General features: G+C 58.3%; 18 protein-coding genes. 2 read left to right on the top strand and 16 right to left on the bottom strand.

What is annotated here, in order from left to right:
- From secA to CRD18_RS10160, 9 genes are all read right to left on the bottom strand, one after another.
- Nucleotides 1-2,703 (bottom strand): preprotein translocase subunit SecA, encoded by a 2,703-nt coding sequence (gene secA, locus CRD18_RS10200; RefSeq protein ID WP_070429794.1) that lies wholly within the window; start codon nt 2,701-2,703, stop codon nt 1-3.
- A 161-nt stretch (nt 2,704-2,864) separates the two neighbouring features.
- Nucleotides 2,865-3,524 carry a ribosome hibernation-promoting factor, HPF/YfiA family gene (hpf, locus tag CRD18_RS10195; protein ID WP_016422210.1) on the bottom strand — a complete coding sequence of 220 codons (660 nt, stop codon included), beginning with the start codon at nt 3,522-3,524 and terminating at the stop codon, nt 2,865-2,867.
- Between the two features lie 161 nt (nt 3,525-3,685).
- The gene (locus CRD18_RS10190) at nt 3,686-3,943 is read right to left on the bottom strand and encodes a hypothetical protein (RefSeq protein ID WP_141737802.1); all 258 of its coding nucleotides are present in this window, start codon (nt 3,941-3,943) and stop codon (nt 3,686-3,688) included.
- Nucleotides 3,944-4,436: 493 nt separating this feature from the next.
- Complete coding sequence (locus CRD18_RS10185; protein ID WP_049193303.1) at nt 4,437-6,278, bottom strand: LpqB family beta-propeller domain-containing protein; 1,842 nt, start codon at nt 6,276-6,278, stop codon at nt 4,437-4,439.
- Nucleotides 6,279-7,952: an MtrAB system histidine kinase MtrB gene (gene mtrB, locus CRD18_RS10180; RefSeq protein ID WP_070429795.1), complete on the bottom strand. Its 1,674-nt coding sequence runs from the start codon at nt 7,950-7,952 to the stop codon at nt 6,279-6,281.
- Between the two features lie 78 nt (nt 7,953-8,030).
- The gene (mtrA, locus tag CRD18_RS10175; protein ID WP_016422206.1) at nt 8,031-8,705 is read right to left on the bottom strand and encodes an MtrAB system response regulator MtrA; all 675 of its coding nucleotides are present in this window, start codon (nt 8,703-8,705) and stop codon (nt 8,031-8,033) included.
- Nucleotides 8,706-8,759: 54 nt separating this feature from the next.
- The gene (locus CRD18_RS10170) at nt 8,760-9,389 is read right to left on the bottom strand and encodes a dTMP kinase (protein WP_069359479.1); all 630 of its coding nucleotides are present in this window, start codon (nt 9,387-9,389) and stop codon (nt 8,760-8,762) included.
- Nucleotides 9,390-9,434: 45 nt separating this feature from the next.
- The gene (ahcY, locus tag CRD18_RS10165; RefSeq protein ID WP_069359453.1) at nt 9,435-10,889 is read right to left on the bottom strand and encodes an adenosylhomocysteinase; all 1,455 of its coding nucleotides are present in this window, start codon (nt 10,887-10,889) and stop codon (nt 9,435-9,437) included.
- Between the two features lie 67 nt (nt 10,890-10,956).
- Nucleotides 10,957-11,331, bottom strand: coding sequence for a DUF4259 domain-containing protein (locus CRD18_RS10160; RefSeq protein ID WP_038627901.1), 375 nt, complete (start codon nt 11,329-11,331; stop codon nt 10,957-10,959).
- A 349-nt stretch (nt 11,332-11,680) separates the two neighbouring features.
- On the opposite strand from CRD18_RS10160, the gene CRD18_RS10155 reads away from it, so the two are divergent.
- On the top strand, nt 11,681-12,439 hold the full coding sequence (locus CRD18_RS10155; RefSeq protein ID WP_070429796.1) for a hypothetical protein: 759 nt from the start codon (nt 11,681-11,683) through the stop codon (nt 12,437-12,439).
- On the opposite strand, the gene manA is transcribed toward CRD18_RS10155, so the two are convergent.
- The 4 genes from manA to CRD18_RS10135 form a co-directional block, all read right to left on the bottom strand.
- Nucleotides 12,436-13,638: a mannose-6-phosphate isomerase, class I gene (manA, locus tag CRD18_RS10150; RefSeq protein ID WP_070429797.1), complete on the bottom strand. Its 1,203-nt coding sequence runs from the start codon at nt 13,636-13,638 to the stop codon at nt 12,436-12,438. The genes CRD18_RS10155 and manA overlap by 4 nt on opposite strands.
- Nucleotides 13,639-13,724: 86 nt before the next feature.
- The gene (locus CRD18_RS10145; protein ID WP_070429798.1) at nt 13,725-14,741 is read right to left on the bottom strand and encodes a hypothetical protein; all 1,017 of its coding nucleotides are present in this window, start codon (nt 14,739-14,741) and stop codon (nt 13,725-13,727) included.
- A gap of 38 nt (nt 14,742-14,779) precedes the next feature.
- On the bottom strand, nt 14,780-16,159 hold the full coding sequence (locus CRD18_RS10140; RefSeq protein ID WP_082149737.1) for a phosphomannomutase/phosphoglucomutase: 1,380 nt from the start codon (nt 16,157-16,159) through the stop codon (nt 14,780-14,782).
- Nucleotides 16,160-16,275: 116 nt separating this feature from the next.
- The gene (locus CRD18_RS10135; protein WP_005509890.1) at nt 16,276-16,683 is read right to left on the bottom strand and encodes a DUF3499 domain-containing protein; all 408 of its coding nucleotides are present in this window, start codon (nt 16,681-16,683) and stop codon (nt 16,276-16,278) included.
- A gap of 172 nt (nt 16,684-16,855) precedes the next feature.
- On the opposite strand from CRD18_RS10135, the gene CRD18_RS10130 reads away from it, so the two are divergent.
- A complete protein-coding gene (locus tag CRD18_RS10130; RefSeq protein WP_070439494.1) occupies nt 16,856-17,338 on the top strand; it encodes a metallopeptidase family protein in 483 nt (160 codons plus the stop codon).
- 371 nt (nt 17,339-17,709) lie between these two features.
- Here the strand turns inward: CRD18_RS10130 and CRD18_RS10125 are convergent, their stop codons facing one another.
- From CRD18_RS10125 to CRD18_RS10115, 3 genes are all read right to left on the bottom strand, one after another.
- The gene (locus CRD18_RS10125) at nt 17,710-18,078 is read right to left on the bottom strand and encodes a WhiB family transcriptional regulator (RefSeq protein ID WP_005510060.1); all 369 of its coding nucleotides are present in this window, start codon (nt 18,076-18,078) and stop codon (nt 17,710-17,712) included.
- 320 nt (nt 18,079-18,398) lie between these two features.
- Nucleotides 18,399-19,556 (bottom strand): sugar phosphate nucleotidyltransferase, encoded by a 1,158-nt coding sequence (locus CRD18_RS10120; protein ID WP_048731655.1) that lies wholly within the window; start codon nt 19,554-19,556, stop codon nt 18,399-18,401.
- A gap of 41 nt (nt 19,557-19,597) precedes the next feature.
- On the bottom strand, nt 19,598-20,521 hold the full coding sequence (locus tag CRD18_RS10115) for a glycosyltransferase family 2 protein (protein WP_069359449.1): 924 nt from the start codon (nt 20,519-20,521) through the stop codon (nt 19,598-19,600).
- Between the last annotated feature and the right edge of the window lie 10 nt (nt 20,522-20,531).

The following is a 20,531-nucleotide window of genomic DNA, read 5'->3' as shown; positions in this document are numbered from 1 at the left end:
TTAGCGACGGCGCTTGCGAGCCGCCTTCCGACGCTGTGCTCGGTTGCCCTCAGACTCTTGATCCACGCGCTGTTGCTCTGCACTGCCGTCCTCGCTGGGACCGGAGTAGGTCATCTGCTGATTTTGCTCAGCAGCTTCCGTCGGCAGAGCTGGAGCCTGGTTTTCCTGTCCCTCAGTGTTTTCCACTGCGGGCATAACCTGCTTACGGATTAGGAACAGCTGACGAACCGATTCTTCCTTGATGCCGTCCATCATCGCGGTGAACATGTCGTAGCCCTCACGCTGGTACTCCACCAGCGGGTCAGCCTGGGCCATGGCGCGCAAGCCAATGCCCTCCTTGAGGTAGTCCATCTCGTAGAGGTGCTCGCGCCACTTCTGGTCCATGACGTTCAGGATGGTGAAGCGCTCGATGTTGCGCATCTGGTCGTCGCCGCCAATTGCGGAGACCGCATCCTCAAGCTGGTCGTAGCTGGCCGAGATGTCCGTGTGCAGAGCCTTGGACAGCTCATCGGCCGAGAGGTCACCCGGGGTACCGAAGTCAGAGCCATCAATAAGCTCTTGCGCCGTAAACGTCGGGCTATAGAGCTGCTCAAGGGCATTCCACAGCTCGTCGAGGTCCCAATCCTCCACGTAACCGTCAGCGGTGGCACCGTTGACATACGCATCGACTACGTCGTCCTGCATGTCACGGACCTGAGTCTTCAAATCCTCACCTTCGAGGATGCGACGGCGCTCAGCGTAGATGACCTTACGCTGCTGGTTCATAACCTCGTCATACTTCAGAACATTCTTACGGATTTCGAAGTTCTGGCTTTCCACCTGAGCCTGGACGCTCTTAATGGAGTTGGAGACAACCTTGGAGTCGATAGGAACGTCATCCGGAACATTCAGAGTGTTCATCAGCGCTTCCATGCGCTGACCGTTGAAGCGAACCATGAGATCATCGCGCATGGACAGGTAGAAGCGGGTAACGCCCGGGTCACCCTGACGACCGGTACGACCACGCAACTGGTTGTCAATGCGGCGTGACTCATGACGCTCAGTACCCAGGACGTAGAGGCCACCGGCCTCACGTACCTTGTCAGCTTCTTCCTTCGACTGCTGACGAACACGCTCAATCTCAGCGTCCCACGCCTCTTCGTACTCTTCCGGAGTTTCCACCGGGTCCAGACCACGAGAGCGCAGATTCAGGTCAGCGATGATGTCCGGGTTACCGCCCAGCACAATGTCAGTACCACGACCGGCCATGTTAGTTGCCACGGTAACGCCTCCGAGACGACCCGCCACTGCGACAATCTCAGCTTCCTTCTCGTGGTGCTTAGCGTTCAGCACAGAGTGAGGAATACCTTCGCGCTGCAGGAGCTTGGAAAGGTACTCGGATTTCTCAACTGACGTCGTACCAACGAGAACTGGCTGGCCCTTTTCATGGCATTCGCGGATGTCCTCGACAACAGCGGCAAACTTTGCCTCCTGCGTTTTGTAAATCAGGTCGGGCAGATCCTCACGCTGCTTCGGGCGATTCGGCGGAATCGACATGACATTCAGCTTGTAAATCTGGTGCAGCTCAGCCGCTTCGGTCTCAGCCGTACCGGTCATACCGGACAGCTTGTCGTAGAGGCGGAAGTAGTTCTGGAGCGTAACGGTTGCCAGCGTCTGGTTCTCGTTTTTAATCTCCACCCCTTCCTTGGCCTCAATTGCCTGGTGCATGCCCTCGTTATAGCGACGGCCTGCCAGCACGCGACCGGTGAACTCATCGACAATGAGGATCTCACCATTGCGGATAATGTAATCCTTGTCGCGGGTGAACAGCTCCTTGGCCTTCAGGGCATTGTTCAGGTAGCTGACCAGCGAGGAGTTTTCCGGAGCATACAGGTTGGCAATACCCAGCTGATCCTCAACGAATTCAACGCCCTCTTCACGAATACCGATGGTGCGCTTACGCTCATCGACTTCGTAGTGAATGTCGCGCTTCATACGCGGCACAATCTTGGAGAACGCCAGGTACCAGTGCGGATCGCCATCTGCCGGACCGGAAATGATTAACGGGGTACGGGCCTCGTCAATCAGAATCGAGTCAACCTCATCGACGATGGCGAAGTGGTGCCCACGCTGCACCAAATCGTCGAGCGAATGCGCCATGTTATCGCGCAGGTAGTCAAAGCCGAACTCGTTGTTCGTGCCGTAGGTGATGTCGGCAGCATAGGCCTTGCGGCGCTGGTCCGGACTGAGCTCAGAGAGAATCACGGAAGTCTCAAGCCCCAGGAAGCGGTGGACTCGACCCATCCACTCCGCGTCACGCTTAGCCAGGTAGTCATTAACCGTAACGACATGAACACCCTTGCCTGCCAACGCATTGAGGTATGCGGGCAGCACACAGGTCAGGGTCTTACCTTCACCAGTACCCATCTCGGCAACGTTGCCGAAGTGCAGTGCCGCACCGCCCATAACCTGGACGCGGTAGTGCTTCTGCCCCAGCACGCGCCAGGATGCCTCGCGCGCCGTGGCGAAAGCATCCAGAAGCAAATCGTCTACATCGGCACCGTCAGCCAGCTGCTTCTTAAACTCCTCGGTCTTGGCACGGAGTTCATCGTCTGAAAGAGCTGCGTACTCGTCTTCCTTGGCGATGACCTGATCTGCAATATTGCCAAGCCTCTTGACAGCGCGGCCTTCACCAATGCGGAGCAACTTGCTGAGCGAAAACACTAAATTGGGACCTTTCCGGCCGATTCACGTCGAACTTTAATGTGCAACGGTTGATTATACGACGAACCCGCCTTCCCTTCTAAGAGAAGACGGGCTCATGTGAGCAATTACTTACCAATACACAGCTCTGCGCGGTATTGCGTGCTCTTTTTGGTGAAGACTTACTTCTCGTCTTCGTCTGCCAGCTCAATCAGACCGTAGTCGTATGCGTGACGACGGTAGACCACGGACGGACGAGAGGTTGCCTCGTTAACGAAGAGGTAGAAGTCGTGACCGACGAGCTCCATCTCAGACAAAGCATCTTCCACCGTCATCGGAGTTGCGGAGTGCTGCTTGGTACGCACAACCTGACCCGGGGTCACGTCCTCGACCAGATCCTCGTACGGATCAGCCTTTTCCGGAGCCGCTGCCTCAGCCTCTGCAACCAGCGAAGCAGTTGCCTCGCCGACGGACATCGGTGCACGGTGGCCAGAACGGCTAATCTTGCGGCGAGCCTTCACCTTACGCAGGGAGCGCTCCATCTTGCCCAGAGCAGACTCCAGTGCAGCGTAGAAGCTATCTTCCTTGGCTTCCGCACGAGCCAGGTGACCCTTGCCAGTAGCGGTGATCTGAATACGGTCAGAGCGGTCTGCACGGCGCGGATTCGGCTCGTGCTGGAGCTCCACGTGGAAGAAGGTCAAAGTCGGGTCGAGGCGCTCAATCTTCGCCAGCTTCGCCTTAACACGATCTGCGAAGTGCTCTGGAACCTCAACATTGCGCCCGGTGATGGTCACCTGAGCGTTCGGGCTGAGTACCTCGTTGTTGTCAGCAGGTGTGGACACTTGCTACCTACCTCCCGGTATGGCCACCGCCCTTCCGTGAGCGGGATTACTCACGGCGTCTACGGTGACGAGTCTTTCTGCACCCCCAGGATACAGTTCCGGGGGTAACCAATGCCACGTTCCCCTCGTTTATTTTTCGCTTGCCGACGACACCCCTGCGTCTACGCCCGGGCGAGCACCAACACCATGTCGATGCGAATCCCCAATGACGCTGCCACCAACTCGGTTTCCGCTGCAGTGGCACCAGTAGTGGCCACATCATCAACCAGAATTACTGTCGCCTGCGCACAGCGTTGTCGCAGCTTGTCGCTAATTCCGCGCTTGAATTGCGTCAGCGGCACAATGTGGCCAGAAAGATTTCGTCTGCGTTGAGAAGCCCCCAGCTCCGCGGAATCCCGCGTGCGCCCGCCAATGCGCACCAGGGGCAATACCGAACTGGAGGGGAGCTGACTGCAAGCAAAGTCGCAGGCAATTGTTACCGGGTCCCCACCCCGTTGTCGACGGGATGACGATCTTGTCGGCGCGGGAATCAAAATGACGGGGGTAATTTCCGGGGGCATTATATGGCCATCAGAGGCTAGCCTTCGTACCGCAGCGGCGAACACGGCCCCCATGATTCGTCTGGCTTCACCACTGCCCCGTTCTTTGGCCGACAAAATGAGATGTCTCCTCGCACCCGAGTACGGACCGCAGGTCCACGCTGCTGCGCGTAACGCAGCCCGCGGTGAAAACCGCACTGGAGGTTGCTGAAGATCGTCCTTGCAATCGCGACACAGCGTCCCGGAGCAGCCGCACACCGGACAGGTTTCCGGTATCACGAGGCCGATTGCATCGCGGGTAACGTCGTAAAGCACGCGCAGAAATTCCTGCGATGACCTCCCCTGCGCCATTAATCCCCTCCCCGATTTGCGCTTATTCCACAGACACCGGAGCCATTCGACCACGCGCACCCGGAACCTGGCGCCAGAACTGCTGCTGCCCCTCGCTGGAGATCAGCTCCATAACACCGGTGGCATCTAATGCGTAACGCTTCGACGAGGTCGCGGTAACCACAGGAATTGGCGGTGTCAGGTTGAGCTTCGGCAGAACAGAGCTGGTCGCACCGTCCGGGAAGGCGCTCCACATCGGGGTGTCCCCGCTGTAACCGCCCACCGTGACCGTTTGATTCGGCGACCACGTCAGCGACACCGGGGAAACGTTTTCAGGGAGCGGCAGAGCACGCGGGTGCGTCAACTTCCACGGTTTATCGTCATGCCTTTCGATGGTGGCGATATAGACTTCACCAGCGATAATCATCGCTACCTGCGTGCCTGAAGAATCGACGCGGAATTCAGAAATACCGGCGCTCGGGCGCCCCGTGCCTGCGCCGCCGTCAAGAAGGTGATTGAGCTCAGAGGTATCAACCTCCTCCTGCTGAATCCGAGATGACGTCGACTGCCGAACCAGGCGTACGACGGTTGTACCGTCCTTCACTGTCCAGACCGCCTCGGCGTCTGGAGACCATGTCGGACGGGTGAGACTCTCGCCAGTCAGCACAGGAACCGGCTGATCTTGTATTCCGCCGAGCATCAATGTGGACTCCCCGAGGTCATACGACCCAGCACGACCATCCACGGCCGAGCGGAACACGGCGGCAATGAGCTCGCTGCCATTGGGGTTGGTGCCCACTGCCGCGGAGAACACCGCGGTGCTGCCGCTGGCGGTCCAGCCGCGTCCCACAGGTGTGGCGTGGCCGTCAGCGATCTCGTAGATACCGCTGCGGTCGACCGTCCGTAACGGTGCGTTATCAGCCGGTAGATGATTCGGGTCGTAGAGCTGGATTGTGTCGGTGTCCTTCGTCCACGGCTCGTCGTGGCTGGCAACTAGTGGTTCGCCGTCGGCCATGAGGATCCACGGACCACGGAAATCTGCCGAGTCGAGAGTCCAGATAATCTGCGCCGCGAGCATGACACGCAGTTCCTCGGAAACATCACCCAATCCGGTGATTTCGACCCTGCGACCGTCCGCGTTGGACACAGGTCCTGCTTCCACCGCAATTGAGGCATTGGGCTTGAGCACGGTGGTGACGCCCGGCCGCAGTGGTGCTGATGGGCCGTTCTTCAGCTTCGTCAACAGATTGGTCGCGCCATCGGTGACGCCACGATAGAGCCAACGACGATCTGTGACCAAATGATTACCCGCCGGATCGAGGAAATAGATATTGCGAGGCACATTGTTTTCCAGGAATGCCTGACGCTCCATGACAACACCGTCGGGCAGCGAGGAAATGCGCCACTGCCCATCCGAACCAAGCTTCATCTCCACGGTTTCCTCATAGTCACCGGACTGGGGCTCATACGCACCATCAGTACCGAATTGACCAACGCTGCGACCTCGGGCAACGAAGGACTGTCGCGATCCTCCTTCATCCCTCTGGGCGATGAGGTTGACACCGTCGAGAATGCGGGCACTATCCTGCGGTTTCCAACTGGCCGCAAGTTCCGGGGTCATGAAGGCACGCATAGCTTGAAAATCATCAACCGGATGCGCGGCCGCGGCGAAAAAGTCGCGCAGGACAATGTCTGCATTGACATTCGGTCGTGGCTGAGGAACTTCAATACGAACTTGGGGCGGCTCAAACGGACGCAGCACCTGGGGGCTGGTGTTTCTCGGAATGGTGGTACATCCTGCGGCCGTGCCCAAAATGATCACTGAGCTAAGCGCCACTGTCTTACGCAGGACGCGACGAGCCTTTGACTGTTGCTGCGCCGTCATTTAAATATCCTCCTCTCGTGCCTGTCGGGATTCGCTATCGCTAGTCGGCTGCCCCTTACCCTGATCCTGGCTCTTGACTTGCGGTGCAATCGAATCCGATTCCAACTCCCGTGCACCAATTTCCTGCTGATGCGGAATCTGATCGGGCAGCGGCGGAACTTCCAGGCCGAGCGGATGCTCACCGAAGCTCGCATCAGGCTCCAGTGGCACAGTCAGGCGGAAACAGCTACCGACCGTCGGCACGCCAAATGCCTCCAGTTCCCCACCATGCAATTGTGCGTCCTCACGCGCGATCGCCAAGCCAAGTCCGGTCCCGCCGGTGCGTCGGACACGCGAGGGGTCAGCGCGCCAGAACCGGTTAAACACCAGCTCTTGCTGTTCCGGCTTTAGCCCCACACCGTGGTCAACGACCGTAAACGAGACCGCGGAATTGCTCGCCCGCACTGTGACATCCACCGGATTGCCCTCACTGTGGTCAACAGCGTTGGCCATAAGGTTGCGTAGCACGCGCTCGATACGACGCGAGTCGACTGTTGCCATTACCGGTTCATCGGGCAGGTGGAAGCGGATGGGTGTACCGGTCTCCTTAGCCACGACCGTTACCTGCTGATAGGCAGCATCCACGCAGCGACGGACATCGACCTTTTCTGCGGACAGATCAGCAACGCCGGCATCGTGGCGTGAGATCTCAAGCAGGTCATTGAGAAGCATCTCAAAACGCTCAAGCTCCTCATTCATCAGCTCAGCTGCGCGGCGAGTCGCCGGATCGAGGTCCTCAGCGCCGTCAGCAATAAGGTCGGCGGCCATACGCACCGTGGTCAGAGGCGTCCTCAACTCATGCGAGACATCGGAGGTGAACTGTCGCTGCAGACTGCCGTATTCCTCCAGCTGTCTAATCTGCGTCGACAGCGATTCGGCCATCTTGTTAAAGCTCATGGCCAGTCGCGCCATGTCATCTTCACCCTGCACGACCATGCGTTCGCGCAAGTGGCCGTCGGCAAAGCGCTGGGCAATCTGGGCGGCGGAACGCACTGGTGTCGTCACCTGATTGGAGAAGAACCAAGTAATACCGCCGAGAAGCGCCATGATGACTACTGTCGCACCGGCGAGGAGACCACGAACCAACTTAATAGTCGATTCCTCTGCAGCCATAGAGGTGACCAGATAGAGCTCGAGCCCATCAACCGAGGTAGAAGTAGGGCTACCGATAATTAACGCCGAGTACGTATCGCCGCGGTTATCAGTGACTTGGCGTACCTGATACGCAATTTGCCCTTGTCGGACTACTTCATGCAATCGTTCTGGAACATCGGCCTTAATCGGCGATGAAGCCAACACCGTGCCTCGTGGCACCGGCGCCACGAGCAGCGGTTCATAACTTGTCAGTGGCGCAGCACCGGAACCGGCTGCACGGTTCACAAGGGCATCGCGCCCCACGTTGAGAAGAGCTTGCAGCTCGTTGGACGAAGAGTTCTCAATCGCCTGCTCCACCACCGCGCGAGCACGGTCAATTTCCTCGTCGGCAGCGGTAACCTTTGCGTCGATAAGCCGCTGGGTAACAATAGTCGCCAGCGCGAAACCGAGTACCGCAATCACCATCGCGCTCAGTACCACCACAGAGGTCAGAATGCGCGCTTGGATAGACGTGCGCCAGAGCGTAACCGCCCAGGTCACTCCCCTGTTGGTGAAGTCTCGAAGCTTCGTTATTAATCGACGCAAGAATCGGCTCCCACTAAAGCTGACTGACCTTGATTAGTCACCCGTCTTGTACCCGACACCGCGGACGGTCAGCACAATCTGGGGGTTTTCCGGATCCAATTCAATCTTCGAGCGCAGACGCTGAACGTGAACGTTGACGAGTCGAGTATCCGAGGTGTGCTGATATCCCCAGACCTTTTCCAACAACTCATCACGGGAAAAGACCTGCTTCGGACGGGATGCAAGAGTGTGCAATAGGTCAAACTCCAACGGGGTCAGAGAAATCTCCTTGCCATCGCGAAACACTGCGTGACCGGGCACGTCGATGGTCAAGTCGCCGACCTCGAGGGTCTCGCTCGGGCTGTCCTCCTGACGACGCAGCCGAGCGCGCACACGCGCCACGAGTTCCTTCGGTTTAAAGGGCTTCGTGACATAGTCATCCGCACCGGATTCCAGGCCGAGGACCACATCGACCGTGTCGGTCTTCGCAGTCAACATGATGATCGGCACCGCCGATGTCTCTCGCACAGTGCGACAGACATCGACACCACTCATGCCCGGCAACATGAGATCCAGCAGAATCAAATCTGGGTTCTCCCGCTCTGCTGCCTTGACAGCTTCGAGGCCATCGTCGACTACTACTGTGTCGAAGCCCTCGCGCTCCATCACCATCGTGAGCATTTCGGCGATGGCCGGATCATCATCAACAACCAGGATTTTTGAGCTCATGCGTCATATTCTAAACGTAAAGCTATCTAGTTCTGTAGTTTCCGGTTGAGGTGGCTAGCGCAGGCGTGCACTGATCCATTCCACAAGACGGTCCGCCCCATCATCCCCCGTAAGCATCAACCATGGTGACTGCCACGAGCCCCCCGCGAACTTCTGGTACGCCGCCAGCGTGCGCTCCTGCAAACCCGAGTCCTTTTCGTAGGTATCCCTAGTTCGCTGCACATCAGCGGCTTCCCGATTGCGTGCGCGGTCGGCTGCCACTCCCACCGACGTGGCCAGACAGACCTGAACGTCGGGAAGCGGAAGCTGGAAATCTCCGAATTCGGTCTTCTCAATCCACTCAACGATCGCCGAATCCTGTGTGCGAGCCAGGGAGTAGGCCGCGTTGGACGCGACGTAGCGGTCGATAATCAGAACATCGTTCTCGCGCGCTGCATCAACAATCGCTTGACGACGTTCTTTGCGGTCCAGAGCGAACAGGAGTGCCATTGCCCAGGCGGAGTCCGCAGTGTCGCCGAGCTGACCGTGCAAGGCTTGATCGGCGAAATCAGCGAAGATTGTCTGCCGGTACGCCGGAAAGGTCATCGATGAAACGGAGTGCCCTTGACTTCGGAGTTGATTGGTAACAGCTGTGACAAGCGTGTTCTTGCCAGCACCGTCGATTCCTTCGACTGCGATAATCAAATTTTTCTCCTCGCACACATGGCTACGGCCTAGCCTTGCTTAGAACTAGTAGCGGTAGTGCTCTGGCTTATACGGGCCCTCGACATCAACGCCGATGTATTCGGCCTGTTCCTTGGACAGCCGGGTGAGCTCGCCGCCAAGTGCCTCGACGTGAATGCGAGCGACCTTCTCATCCAGAATCTTCGGCAGACGATGGACAGAGTTGTCGTACTTATCACCGTTGCAGTAGAGCTCAATCTGCGCGATCGTCTGGTCGGCGAAGGAGTTCGACATTACGAAGGACGGATGTCCGGTGGCATTGCCCAGGTTGAGCAAACGCCCCTCGGAAAGCACGATCAGAGAGCGCTCTTCGCCGTCTGCATGCGGAAAGATGTACTCGGTGACCTGCGGCTTGATCTCCACACGACGGACATCATCGCGATGGTGCAGGCTATGCATGTCAATCTCGTTGTCGAAGTGCCCGATGTTGCCCAGCAGCGCGTGGTTCTTCATCTGCTGCATGTGCTCGAAAGTAATGACGTCCTTGTTGCCTGTGGCGGTGATGACAATGTCGACATCTGCGATGACGCTCTCAGTAGCGACAACGTCGAAACCGTCCATCAATGCCTGCAATGCGTTAATCGGGTCGGCCTCGGTGACCTGAACGCGAGCGCCCTGGCCAGCCAGTGCCTCTGCGCATCCCTTACCCACGTCACCGTAGCCACAGACCAGTACGTTCTTGCCGCCAACCAGCATGTCGGTACCGCGGTTGATGCCGTCCAGAAGGCTGTGACGGGTGCCGTACTTGTTATCGAACTTGGACTTGGTGACCGCATCGTTGACGTTCATGGCCGGGAATGGCAGCACTCCCTGCTCTGCGAAGTGGTAGAGGCGGTGGACACCAGTGGTGGTCTCCTCTGTGACACCCTTGACCGACTCTGCAATTCGGTGCCAACGGCCGGCATCCTTCTCCAGGCTGGCGCGAAGCATGTCCTTGAAGGCAATAAACTCATCCGAATCCGACTCTTCTGCAGGCGGCACCAGGCCAGCATCCTCGAATTCCATGCCCTTAATGACAGCCATGGTGGCGTCGCCGCCGTCGTCCAGAATCATGTTGGCATCTTCATCGCCCCAGTCGAAGATGCGGTCGAGGCACCACCAGTACTCTTCCAGTGTCTCGCCCTTCCAAGCGAAAACCGGAACACCCTGCGGGTCCTCCGGAGTGCCGTTTCGCCCAACGACGACTGCCGCAGCGGCCTCATCCTGTGTGGAGAAGATGTTGCACGAGGCCCAACGGACCTGTGCGCCCAGCGCCGTCAACGTCTCGATGAGCACTGCGGTTTGAACCGTCATGTGAATGGAGCCGGAAATACGGGCACCGGCCAGTGGCTGCTGCTCTGCGTACTCTTCGCGCAGCGCCATTAGACCTGGCATCTCGTGCTCAGCCAGACGAATCTGGTGACGACCGGCCTCAGCCAGGGAGAGGTCTGCAACCTTGAAATCAATGTTCTTCGAGGACATGTAACGCTTTCTCTAGATTCTTTGACGTGAGATTCTTCTTAAAGAATTACTACTGGGGACGCGAGAGTTACTCTACCGCTTCGACGCAGTTTTCCAGCGCCGCCTGGTCAGACTCACTGAGTTCCCCCAGAAGACTATCGAACACCTCGGATGCGATAGCCAACGCATCTTCCTCGCTGCCGTGCGCCTCCGAGATTCCCTCCCGGATGAAGCTGTAGTCCTCCACAATGTCACCGCCGCTAAATGGCGCACCATTCCAAATTGCAATAATCACAGCCGCCGCGAGTGCGCATGCTTTCTCATCGCTATTTTCGGAATCCACTCCAATGCGGCCAGCATCAATCAATGCACCAACACGATCCTGTGAGTCGAGATCCTGAACCTCATCGAAGAGTTCAATGACCGAATCGCTACCAAAAATCTCAGTATCCCAGATGGACATGATAGGTGGCCACGCTCCTTTCGCGCTTCGAACCAATAGCCAGTTTCGTCTATCGACGAGCGCTTTCCAAAGAGCGCTTTTCGACGAGCCCACGGTAATCTGGCCGCCGACCTAAGGGCTGTCGCCTGCACGTACCGCTAGCCGGAAAACCGCATGTGGCCTTACCGAAGTTCTACCCGACTTTTCGTCACTTTTACAGTTCGAGAGACATATTTAATCCCCTCAACACAATTTTCACCCTAGAGAGACGATAACGGGCATGTTAAGTTAGTTCCCAGACCTCGTAATGCAACTGTTATCTTTTTCGTTACAGGGCGACCCCACGCATGACACGAAAGGAGTACCTACCATGGTGAAGAAGGCTTTTGGAGCTCTTCTGCTCGCAGCCCTTCCCCTGAGCGCTACGCTCGTAGGCTGCTCCGATAGCAGTGCCGCCAAGGGGGCGAATCCGGAAAACGCCGGATCTCAGTCGGAAATGGAGACCTCTGCTCCACTGCCTCCAGTTCCTAGTGATGCCGAGCTGCAGCAGACCACTGAACCGAATTCAGATTCCTCGCTGACTGAGACGAACGACAGTCTAGTACCTCGTCCGACCACGTCATCGAGCACCGAGATCGTTGAGGATCCGTACCTGCCACCGCAGGCGTACATCCCCCCGACTTCCACAAGCTCAAGTGCGACAACTCCGACGTCGACGACATCGACACCTCCGACGACCACGGAGACCACAGAACCCACCTCTGACGACATATCTTCGCCGACGCCCAGCAAGCCGGTGCCACTGCTACCGGAAGATAACTCGGAAAAGCCGAACGACAGTCTTCCGGAAGGCGACGGTGGTGCAGCAGCGGAGCCGAAGCCGCCTTCATCGCAGGCGCAGTCCCAGTCGGGTACGCAAACCACAACTCCGTCCGAGACTCCTCAGAAAACTCCTTCGAAGGAGCCGACGTCCCCGAAGGAGCCGACACCTCCGAAGAGCCAGACCTCTTCGCAGGAAAAGGACACCAATAGCGGCAATGGGGCTAGCAATAGCAAGATTCCCCCAATCCCGGAAAAGCCCAAGGACTCCGGATTCCTGGGAAATCTCTTCGATAACGACGAGGACTAACCCACCCGCGGGACTGTCGCGACAAAGACGGTTGCCCCGTCTTGGCGCGCAGTCAGCTCAATATCGACTGCGTCGACAGCCGGAACCCAGGCCGCATGGCCGCTGGGAACCTCAACCACGGAGTCGTCGTGACGCAACGTCACCGTGCCCGCTGTAGACAACACAACCGTGGCGGATTCTTCGTCGAGCAGAACATGTTCGCCCGGCTCCAGGTCCCGCGAACGAAGGCGGAACTCGCGCACCGGCGCGTCATAGTCATTCCAGCCATCATCGGTCAGCCGCGACTGCAGCACTGGATCTGGCAGCGGTCGGAAAGAGAGCACGCGCAGTAGCTCCACGACATCGACGTGCTTAGAGGTCAGCCCTCCGCGCAGCACGTTGTCGGAGTTGGCCATGATTTCCACGCCCATGCCATTGAGGTAAGCATGCAGCTGTCCAGCACCAAGGTAGATGGCTTCGCCCGGCTGTAAGCGAAGGCGATTAAGCAGCATCGACCCCAGGACTCCCGGGTCCCCCGGATACTTTCGAGCCAGTTCGCAAGTGGTCTCGGCCACTCGCGAGAACTCCTCGTCATCGCCACTGTAATCCGCGCACTTGGCAGCCACGGCCTCGACCAGCTCATCGAGGACATCCTGGGGCAATGTCAACCACGTTGTAAACAATGCCCGCAGAGCACTCTCGTCATCAGCGGCATCGAGCAGTCCCATGTAGTGGTCGAGCTCCGGTACCGCCAGCGTCGCGAGTAACTCCTTCGTGCGCTCCACCGGGCGGAATCCGGCCAACGCGTCGAAGGTCGTCAGGGCGACAATAAGTTCTGGCTTGTGGTTGTTGTCCCGGTAATTTCGGAAATGTGCAGTGGCCGGAATGCCCTCCGCATTTTCGCGTGCAAATCCCTCCTGAGCTTCTGCCAAGGTGGGGTGTGCCTGCAGCGATAGCGGCTCATCAGCTGCGAGCAGCTTCAACAGGAACGGCAGCCTGCCGTTGTCGGTGTCAATTGCATATCCGAGCGCAGCTGCCGGATCCTGCGCAATGAGCTCATCCAGCGGCGTGCCGGCGACCGTGGCCGATGCCAGTGCATGCGCACCAAACCACAGTTCCGCCCAGGGCTTCGATGTGGGAGCGTCCGCACCGGTGATTCTCGCCAAATGTGTACGAGACCCCCAGGGGTACGACTGCAGCACGGGGTCCAACAGCTCCATGCCCGTATCACTCCTCTAATAGTCACTTCTGGCGCGAGCACGCCAATCTCACCGAAGGCCCAAAAGCCTTCGGTGACACCCGGCGATTACGCAGAAAACGCCGCAATCGCACCAACTCTGGCTGCAGCAACACATACTTCAACCAATGGATGATGAGTCTCCGCGTCGAGCGCAGGGCACTCCACACGAGCCCATCCAACCTCGCCGTAGTGGTCCCGGTAGTGGCCCACATTGTTCGGCGCAGCTAAAACAATCGCCCCCAACGGTAGCACTGTCGCCCCTTCATCCCCACCATCAATAAACGGGTCATAGAAAATATCGCGGCTTTCCTGGGGTTCTGCAGCGAGCAACGCGCCCACGCTAAGAGACAATTCGCTTATCGACGACGCTGCCGAGACCACGCCTGCCTCAAGCATCTGTAACGATGCCAGTTCCGCTACCGGTGCCAGCGCCGAGGTCGTCGACACTGCAAGCATTCTGCGGCCTGCCACCCACTGCGCTACCTGCCGCGCGGGATTAACTGTTTCATCTCGCGGCGGAGCACAGGCGGCAATATCGGCGTCCACCGCATCAGCGACTTCCTCCACTACCCCGGCCGGAGCCAGGGTGGTGGCACCACATTCGGTGAGCGCGCTGGCGATGGCACCGACATAGGCGGTAAAGGACGCGGACTCCGCCATCGCCGGGCGCGGAACCACAACCGTATCGGGGCTACCGGCGGCACGCAGTGGCCCTTCACCGGGATCCACCACGACCGTGGCAGCACCTCGCCTATCAGCTTCAGCCAGAGCTGCCCTCAGTGGGCTGCCGGGGTTGTCGTCACAGACGATGACCAAGTCGAGGGCACCGACATAACTGGGCAACTGATGCGCAATTACCACCGGGCAGCGGATGTCGTCGGCAAGCGCGCGCACTGATTCGGCGGCGAGCTGCGCCCGACGATTTCCCACAAGGATGACCGCACTGCGCGGCAGCGGAAGTTGAGCAAACGCACCCCCGCGAGTCGCGGAAGCAGCAGCTCTGAGACCTGCACCGGCAGTGGCCATACGATAGAACAGGGCCTCTTGGCGCGGGTTATGGGAGGAGTTAAATGACGAGGTCATACTCCCAAGCATGCCTTAAAACGCGCGCGTGGGGTTGATTAACCGCGGATGATGCCGAGAACTTCGTCGACAAGAGCGTCGACCTCAGCACGCGTCGGAGCCTCGACGTTCAGACGCAGCAGCGGCTCCGTATTGGAGGCCCGGACGTTGAACCACGCCTTGGAGTCCGCCAGCTCAATGGTCAGGCCATCCATCCAGTCCGAGGACTCCGTGCGATCGGCAAACGCGGCCTCGATTTCCTTCTGCTTGGCCTGCTGCTCCTCGGCGCTGCCCAGGCGGGAATTAATCTCACCGGAGGCCTCGTAGCGGTTGTACTCGGCCATGAATTCACTCAGCGGCTTATCCTGCTCGGCCAGTGCGGCCAGGACATGCATGGCAGCCAGCATGCCGGAGTCTGCGTTGAAGAATTCCTTGAAGTAGTAGTGCGCTGAATGCTCGCCACCAAAAACAGCACTGTGCTCGGCCATTTGCGCCTTAATAAAGGAGTGCCCAACACGGGTACGAACCGGAGTTCCGCCGTTTTCCACAATCATCTCCGGCACGACGTGCGATGTGATCAGGTTATGGATGATAGCCGCACCCGGGTTCTGCTCCAGGTAGCGGGTGGCCACCAACGCACAGATGGCCGATGGGCTGACCGGGTTGCCCTTCTCGTCGACGACGAAGCAGCGGTCAGCGTCGCCATCGAAGGCAATACCGATGTCTGCGCCCTGCTCCACCGTAAACTTCTGTAGGTCAACGAGGTTGGCGGGCTCCAACGGATTGGCCTCGTGATTCGGGAAGTTGCCGTCGAGCTCAAAGTAGAGGTCAGCAACATCCATGTCTTCTCCGAGCACTGCCGGAACTGTCAGTCCCCCCATACCGTTACCGGCATCGACTGCAACCTTCAGGCGACGGCCGGAGCGAATGTCGACCAGCCCATGGAGGAACGCCGCGTAATCCTGCAGAACATCCTCACGATCAATTTCGCCCGGAGTGCCGGTGTACTCCGGAATTCCGTCGACAAGCAGATCCTTAATCTGAGCAAGCCCTGTCTCCTGCCCGATTGGGCGGGCCAGCGAACGGCACATCTTGATGCCGTTGTATTCAGCTGGGTTGTGGCTGGCAGTGAACATCGCGCCCGGGCATTCCCTAACTCCGGAGGCGAAATACAGCTCGTCCGTAGAGGTCAGGCCGAGCAGGGTGACATTGAGCCCCTGCGCTGCCGCGCCATCGGCGAAACTAGCCGCCAACTCCGGCGAGGACTCACGCATATCGTGGCCAACTACGGCACGCGTTGCGCCCTCTGAACGCATGATGTGCCCAAAGGCGGCGCCGATGGCTCCGACAAGGTCCGCGTCGATGCCCTCACCGACAACACCGCGCACGTCATAGGCCTTGATGACGGCATCCAAATCGGAACGATTGTAAGTGCCCACGAAAAACCTCTCTGGGTAAGTATCAGTGTTGTGAAAAATGATACTAGCCACAGAGAGGCTCTCACAAAGAAATGCCGCGGCAAGATGGCATGAGCTGGGGCACGGCACCCGCCCCGTTAGTCGTCCGAATCCTCCGGATCGCGAACTACATGCAGGTGACCGCGCGCGGATTTCCGCGTCGACGGGTGACGGCTGGAATCAATCTTGTAGGTCTGAGGACGGTTGTCGACCTCATCCCGCAGCACCAGGCCAGTCGCGTTGCGGCCAGCTTCACGGACGGCTTCCGCCAATGCGGTCAAATCATCATCGTCCTGGGCGGGCGTCGGCACGTCGTAACGCACGAGCTCCCAACCCAGCGGTGCGGTGATGGAACGCGCGTGCTTCTCACAGAGATCCCAGCTATGCGGTTCGGACGCGGCGGCGAGCGGCCCCACCACAGCCGTCGACTCCGCGTAGGCATACGTCAACGTAGCTACGGCAGGTTTGCCACAGCCGGGCCGGCAACAACGTCTAAAAACACTCACGGCATCAAAGTCTAGACCCTAACTTTAAGTTTCGATAGTTTTTCTCCCACTCCGGGCGTTTTTCGCTTTCCGACGCTCCCCGGGGCACCCCAGCCTTACCCAGCAAACCCGCGACATGGCCGAAAGTTGACCTCACCCACGTTGACAGGCCGACCGATTATGCTCAACAAATATGAATTCATCGGCTTATACTCCGCGCTCTTTGCGACGCTCACTGCGACGCGGTCGCGGACCTCGGGGACCTCTGCTGCCGCCGGAAGTACCTCGTTGGAAGAGCCGTTCAGAAGCTTTTGACCAGGCGGTTATTGACGCCTATGCCCCATTGGATCAGCGCTGGTCCCGACAACTGTCGCACCTGGACATCGCCATCGACACGATTCCTCGCATGCAGTTGCGCCCGGACATGTACTTCCCGGAAGAGATTGTCGCTGATGGACCTGTTCCGCTGGGACGACTTATCCCTGCTGGCATTGACCGCGTAGGCAACCCCACCCGCCCCTGCGTAGTAGTGTTCCGCCGCCCCATTGAGCGCCGTGTCTCGGGCCGAGTGGAACTGGACCAGATGCTGCAATATGTACTGATCCGCCTGGTGGCGGTATATCTGGGCATTGATCCGGTTGAGGTGGACCCTAGTTTCGACGAGAACTTCCTGTAGAAAGCTTTCTTCTAAGGAGCTCCCTAGAGACCGGGTTAATAGACAAACAGTGTGTGATTCTCAAGATAGTAACTGGTCAGGCCCCATAAATTACCGGCTGCACGCGTGAATACGGGCTGCAAATGTGAAACTGTGCAAGTTTATGACACTTTCAGGCCATTTTTCGGGCGATTTTTGTCATAAACGCAGTCAGTAACTCGCATTAAGAACTAAGCGACAAAAGGGCCCACCCAGCGACATGCTGAGCGGACATATTTTCGTCTATTAACCCTAGAGAGCAGGAAAAACTCGTTCACCGAAAAATCCCCCAGGGTATTACCCAAGGGGAAACTGCGAGGTCGAGCGAAGGATAAAATACAGACCCGGCTGCCCTAGCCAATCTGCCGCTTCAAACGGCGGCGCTCACGCTCAGAGAGGCCACCCCAAATACCGAAGCGCTCATCATGCTCGAGAGCAAACTCCAGGCATTCATCTCGCACACCACAAGCACGACAAATACGCTTTGCTTCGCGAGTGGATCCACCCTTCTCAGGGAAGAAAGCTTCTGGATCGGTCTGGGCACACAGAGCTTGCTCCTGCCAGTCCTGATCGACGGCTTCAAACAACCCCGAAAGGTCATCTGCCCACTCTGTCAACGGCCGAGGCTGGTTTTCAGAGGAGCTATCATTCACAGCGATGTCACCCGCATTCGTCTCACTATCCACAGCAGAGCCGCCATCAAACATGCTGGACTTTTCCATGCCGAGGGCCTCCTGATGGTTGTTGCTGCGGGTCTTTAAATTGGGCTTAGTGTGCGAAACACACATTTGTGATTACACACGTGTAACCCACCATCGGTCAAGCCGAATAGAGAATTTGCCCCAATACTTTTCATTGCCCCTGAAGCCCCTCCCCCCGCGTTGGGGATTAAGTTCAGGTTGAAGGATGGCGCCCGAACCCTAAACCTGCCACCTGAACTCAATCACATTCGCCACATGCCTCTCACCAGCAACTTTGACGACACTTCGGCAACTCTAATCAGATATTGCCGACAAAAGTCTGACACGCCGAAGGCTGCAGACTAGACATCCGTCGAAAAACGTACTCCGTGATCGGGGATCTGGACGCCCGGCCACACACGGATACCGTTGATCAATTCACAGCGAGCACCAACGACGGCACCCTCGCCGATAATGGCATCACTGATGACCGTTCGCGGGCCGATATCGGCGCCATCGGCAATCACAGAGCGCTCGATCACAGCACCGGCACCGATGCGTGCGCCGTCGAAGATCACCGATTGATCAATCCGAGCTCCCGCACCAATCTCCGCCCCACGGCCGACAACAGAGCCACCGTAGAGAAGAGCACCGCCACCGACCGACGCAGATTCGTCGACAAGCGCTTCGCCGTGCTTACCCTCTAGAAGTGGTGACGGCGCGATACCGCGGACCAAATCGGAGGAGCCGCGGACGAAGTCACCCGGAGTCCCCATGTCACGCCAGTAGGCGTAATCAACGTGACCGTAGACGTTCATACCGCGGTCAAGCAGCGCTGGGAAGATTTCACGCTCAACGCTGATGGGGCGACCAGCCGGAATCGACTCGATAATCTCGCGGCGGAACACGTAGATACCGGCATTAATCTGATCGGTCGGCGGATCCTGGGTCTTCTCCAGGAACTCCAGGACGCGCCCATCCTCATCGGTCGGAACACAGCCGAACGCGCGTGGATCCGGCACACGGACGAGGTGCATCGTGACGTCCGCATCCTTCTCCGCGTGGGTGCCCAACACCGCGCGCAAGTCGGTACCGCCGAGGACATCGCCATTGAAAATCATTGCGGTGTCATAGCGCAGCTTGTCTAGGACGTTTCGGATACCGCCACCGGTACCCAGCGGCTCAGCCTCAAAGACGTATTCAATTTCGAGACCCAAATCCGAACCGTCGCCGAAGTGTTCTTCAAATACTTCAGCTCGGTAGGAGGTGCCCAATACCACGTGCTTCATACCTGCTGCACGAATGCGGCCAAGCAGATGCTCCAGGAATGGATGCCCTGCCGTGGGCAGCATCGGCTTCGGCGTATTCACGGTAAGGGGACGCAAACGCGTACCTTGCCCGCCAACCAGAATGACAGCGTCAGTCTGTTCAGCCAACGTGGCTCCCGCCTGCTGTGCAGCATCCGCTCCCGGCTGGAAGGCGGAGCCATGCCCAGCACTCGGACGAACTTCGGTAGTCATGAAATCGGTAACTTTCTTCGATGGATCATTCCAACAGTTAATTAATTCCTACGCTTTTTGACCGCGATTATGACTTTGCCACGCAGGAACAGCCCCAAACGCAATGCCAGTCGCACAGGTGCCAGCGCCGGCCCCGGCAGGCGATCTGACATAAAACGGTATGCCGACTCGTGATGGGCCTTTACGGTAATTTCCGGGTGCTTACTGGCAGAATGTCCCTGCGCGTGACGTATCTCTGCACGGGGACAGAAAACATTGCTCCAACCGGCCTTGCCCAGTCGGTCACCCAAATCCACGTCCTCCATGTACATGAAGTAGCGGGTATCAAAGCCATCAATCTGGTCGAACGCATCCCACCGCAGCAGCAGGCATGCGCCCGACAACCATCCCGCCGATCGCTCACGATCCATATCCGTGTCATCCCGGTAGTGACGTGAGAAAGGGTTAGTAGGCCAGATATCGGCAAGCAGCGCGTGTCCGATACCGCTGACAAGTTTAGGAACCGCGCGTGCCGACGGGTACACGCTGCCATCCGCCTCGCGAATCAGCGGACCAATCGCTCCAGCTTTGGGATTGCGCTGCGCGCATTCCAACAGAACATCGATTGCGCCAGGGGCAAACACCACGTCAGGGTTGACCAGCATGACGTAATCAGGATTGATTTCACCAGCACGGCGAGCCCGCCCCAGCTCCGCAATGCCACGGTTGGCGGCCGCGCCATAGCCAATGTTGCCGCCGGTGCGCAGAAGCTGAACATCCGCTCCGGTCTCCTTGGCCCGAGCTTCTTCCTTCTCCACGGAACCATCCGTCGAGCCGTTGTCGGCCATAATCAGACGCGTGGAGGCACTGGCGGCGGGGCCCAGCGAATCCACCAGCTTGCTCAGGTGCTCACCGGGCGAAAAGGTCACGGTGACCACACCGAGCGGAAGCTGCGAGGGTTGCGGGGAATTCGAGGTTTCAATCACAAACCTAGAC

Source organism: Corynebacterium sp. LK31, from assembly GCF_014335015.1.
Lineage (GTDB): Bacteria > Actinomycetota > Actinomycetes > Mycobacteriales > Mycobacteriaceae > Corynebacterium > Corynebacterium jeikeium_D.
This window is presented reverse-complemented; position numbering and strand designations above follow the sequence as displayed.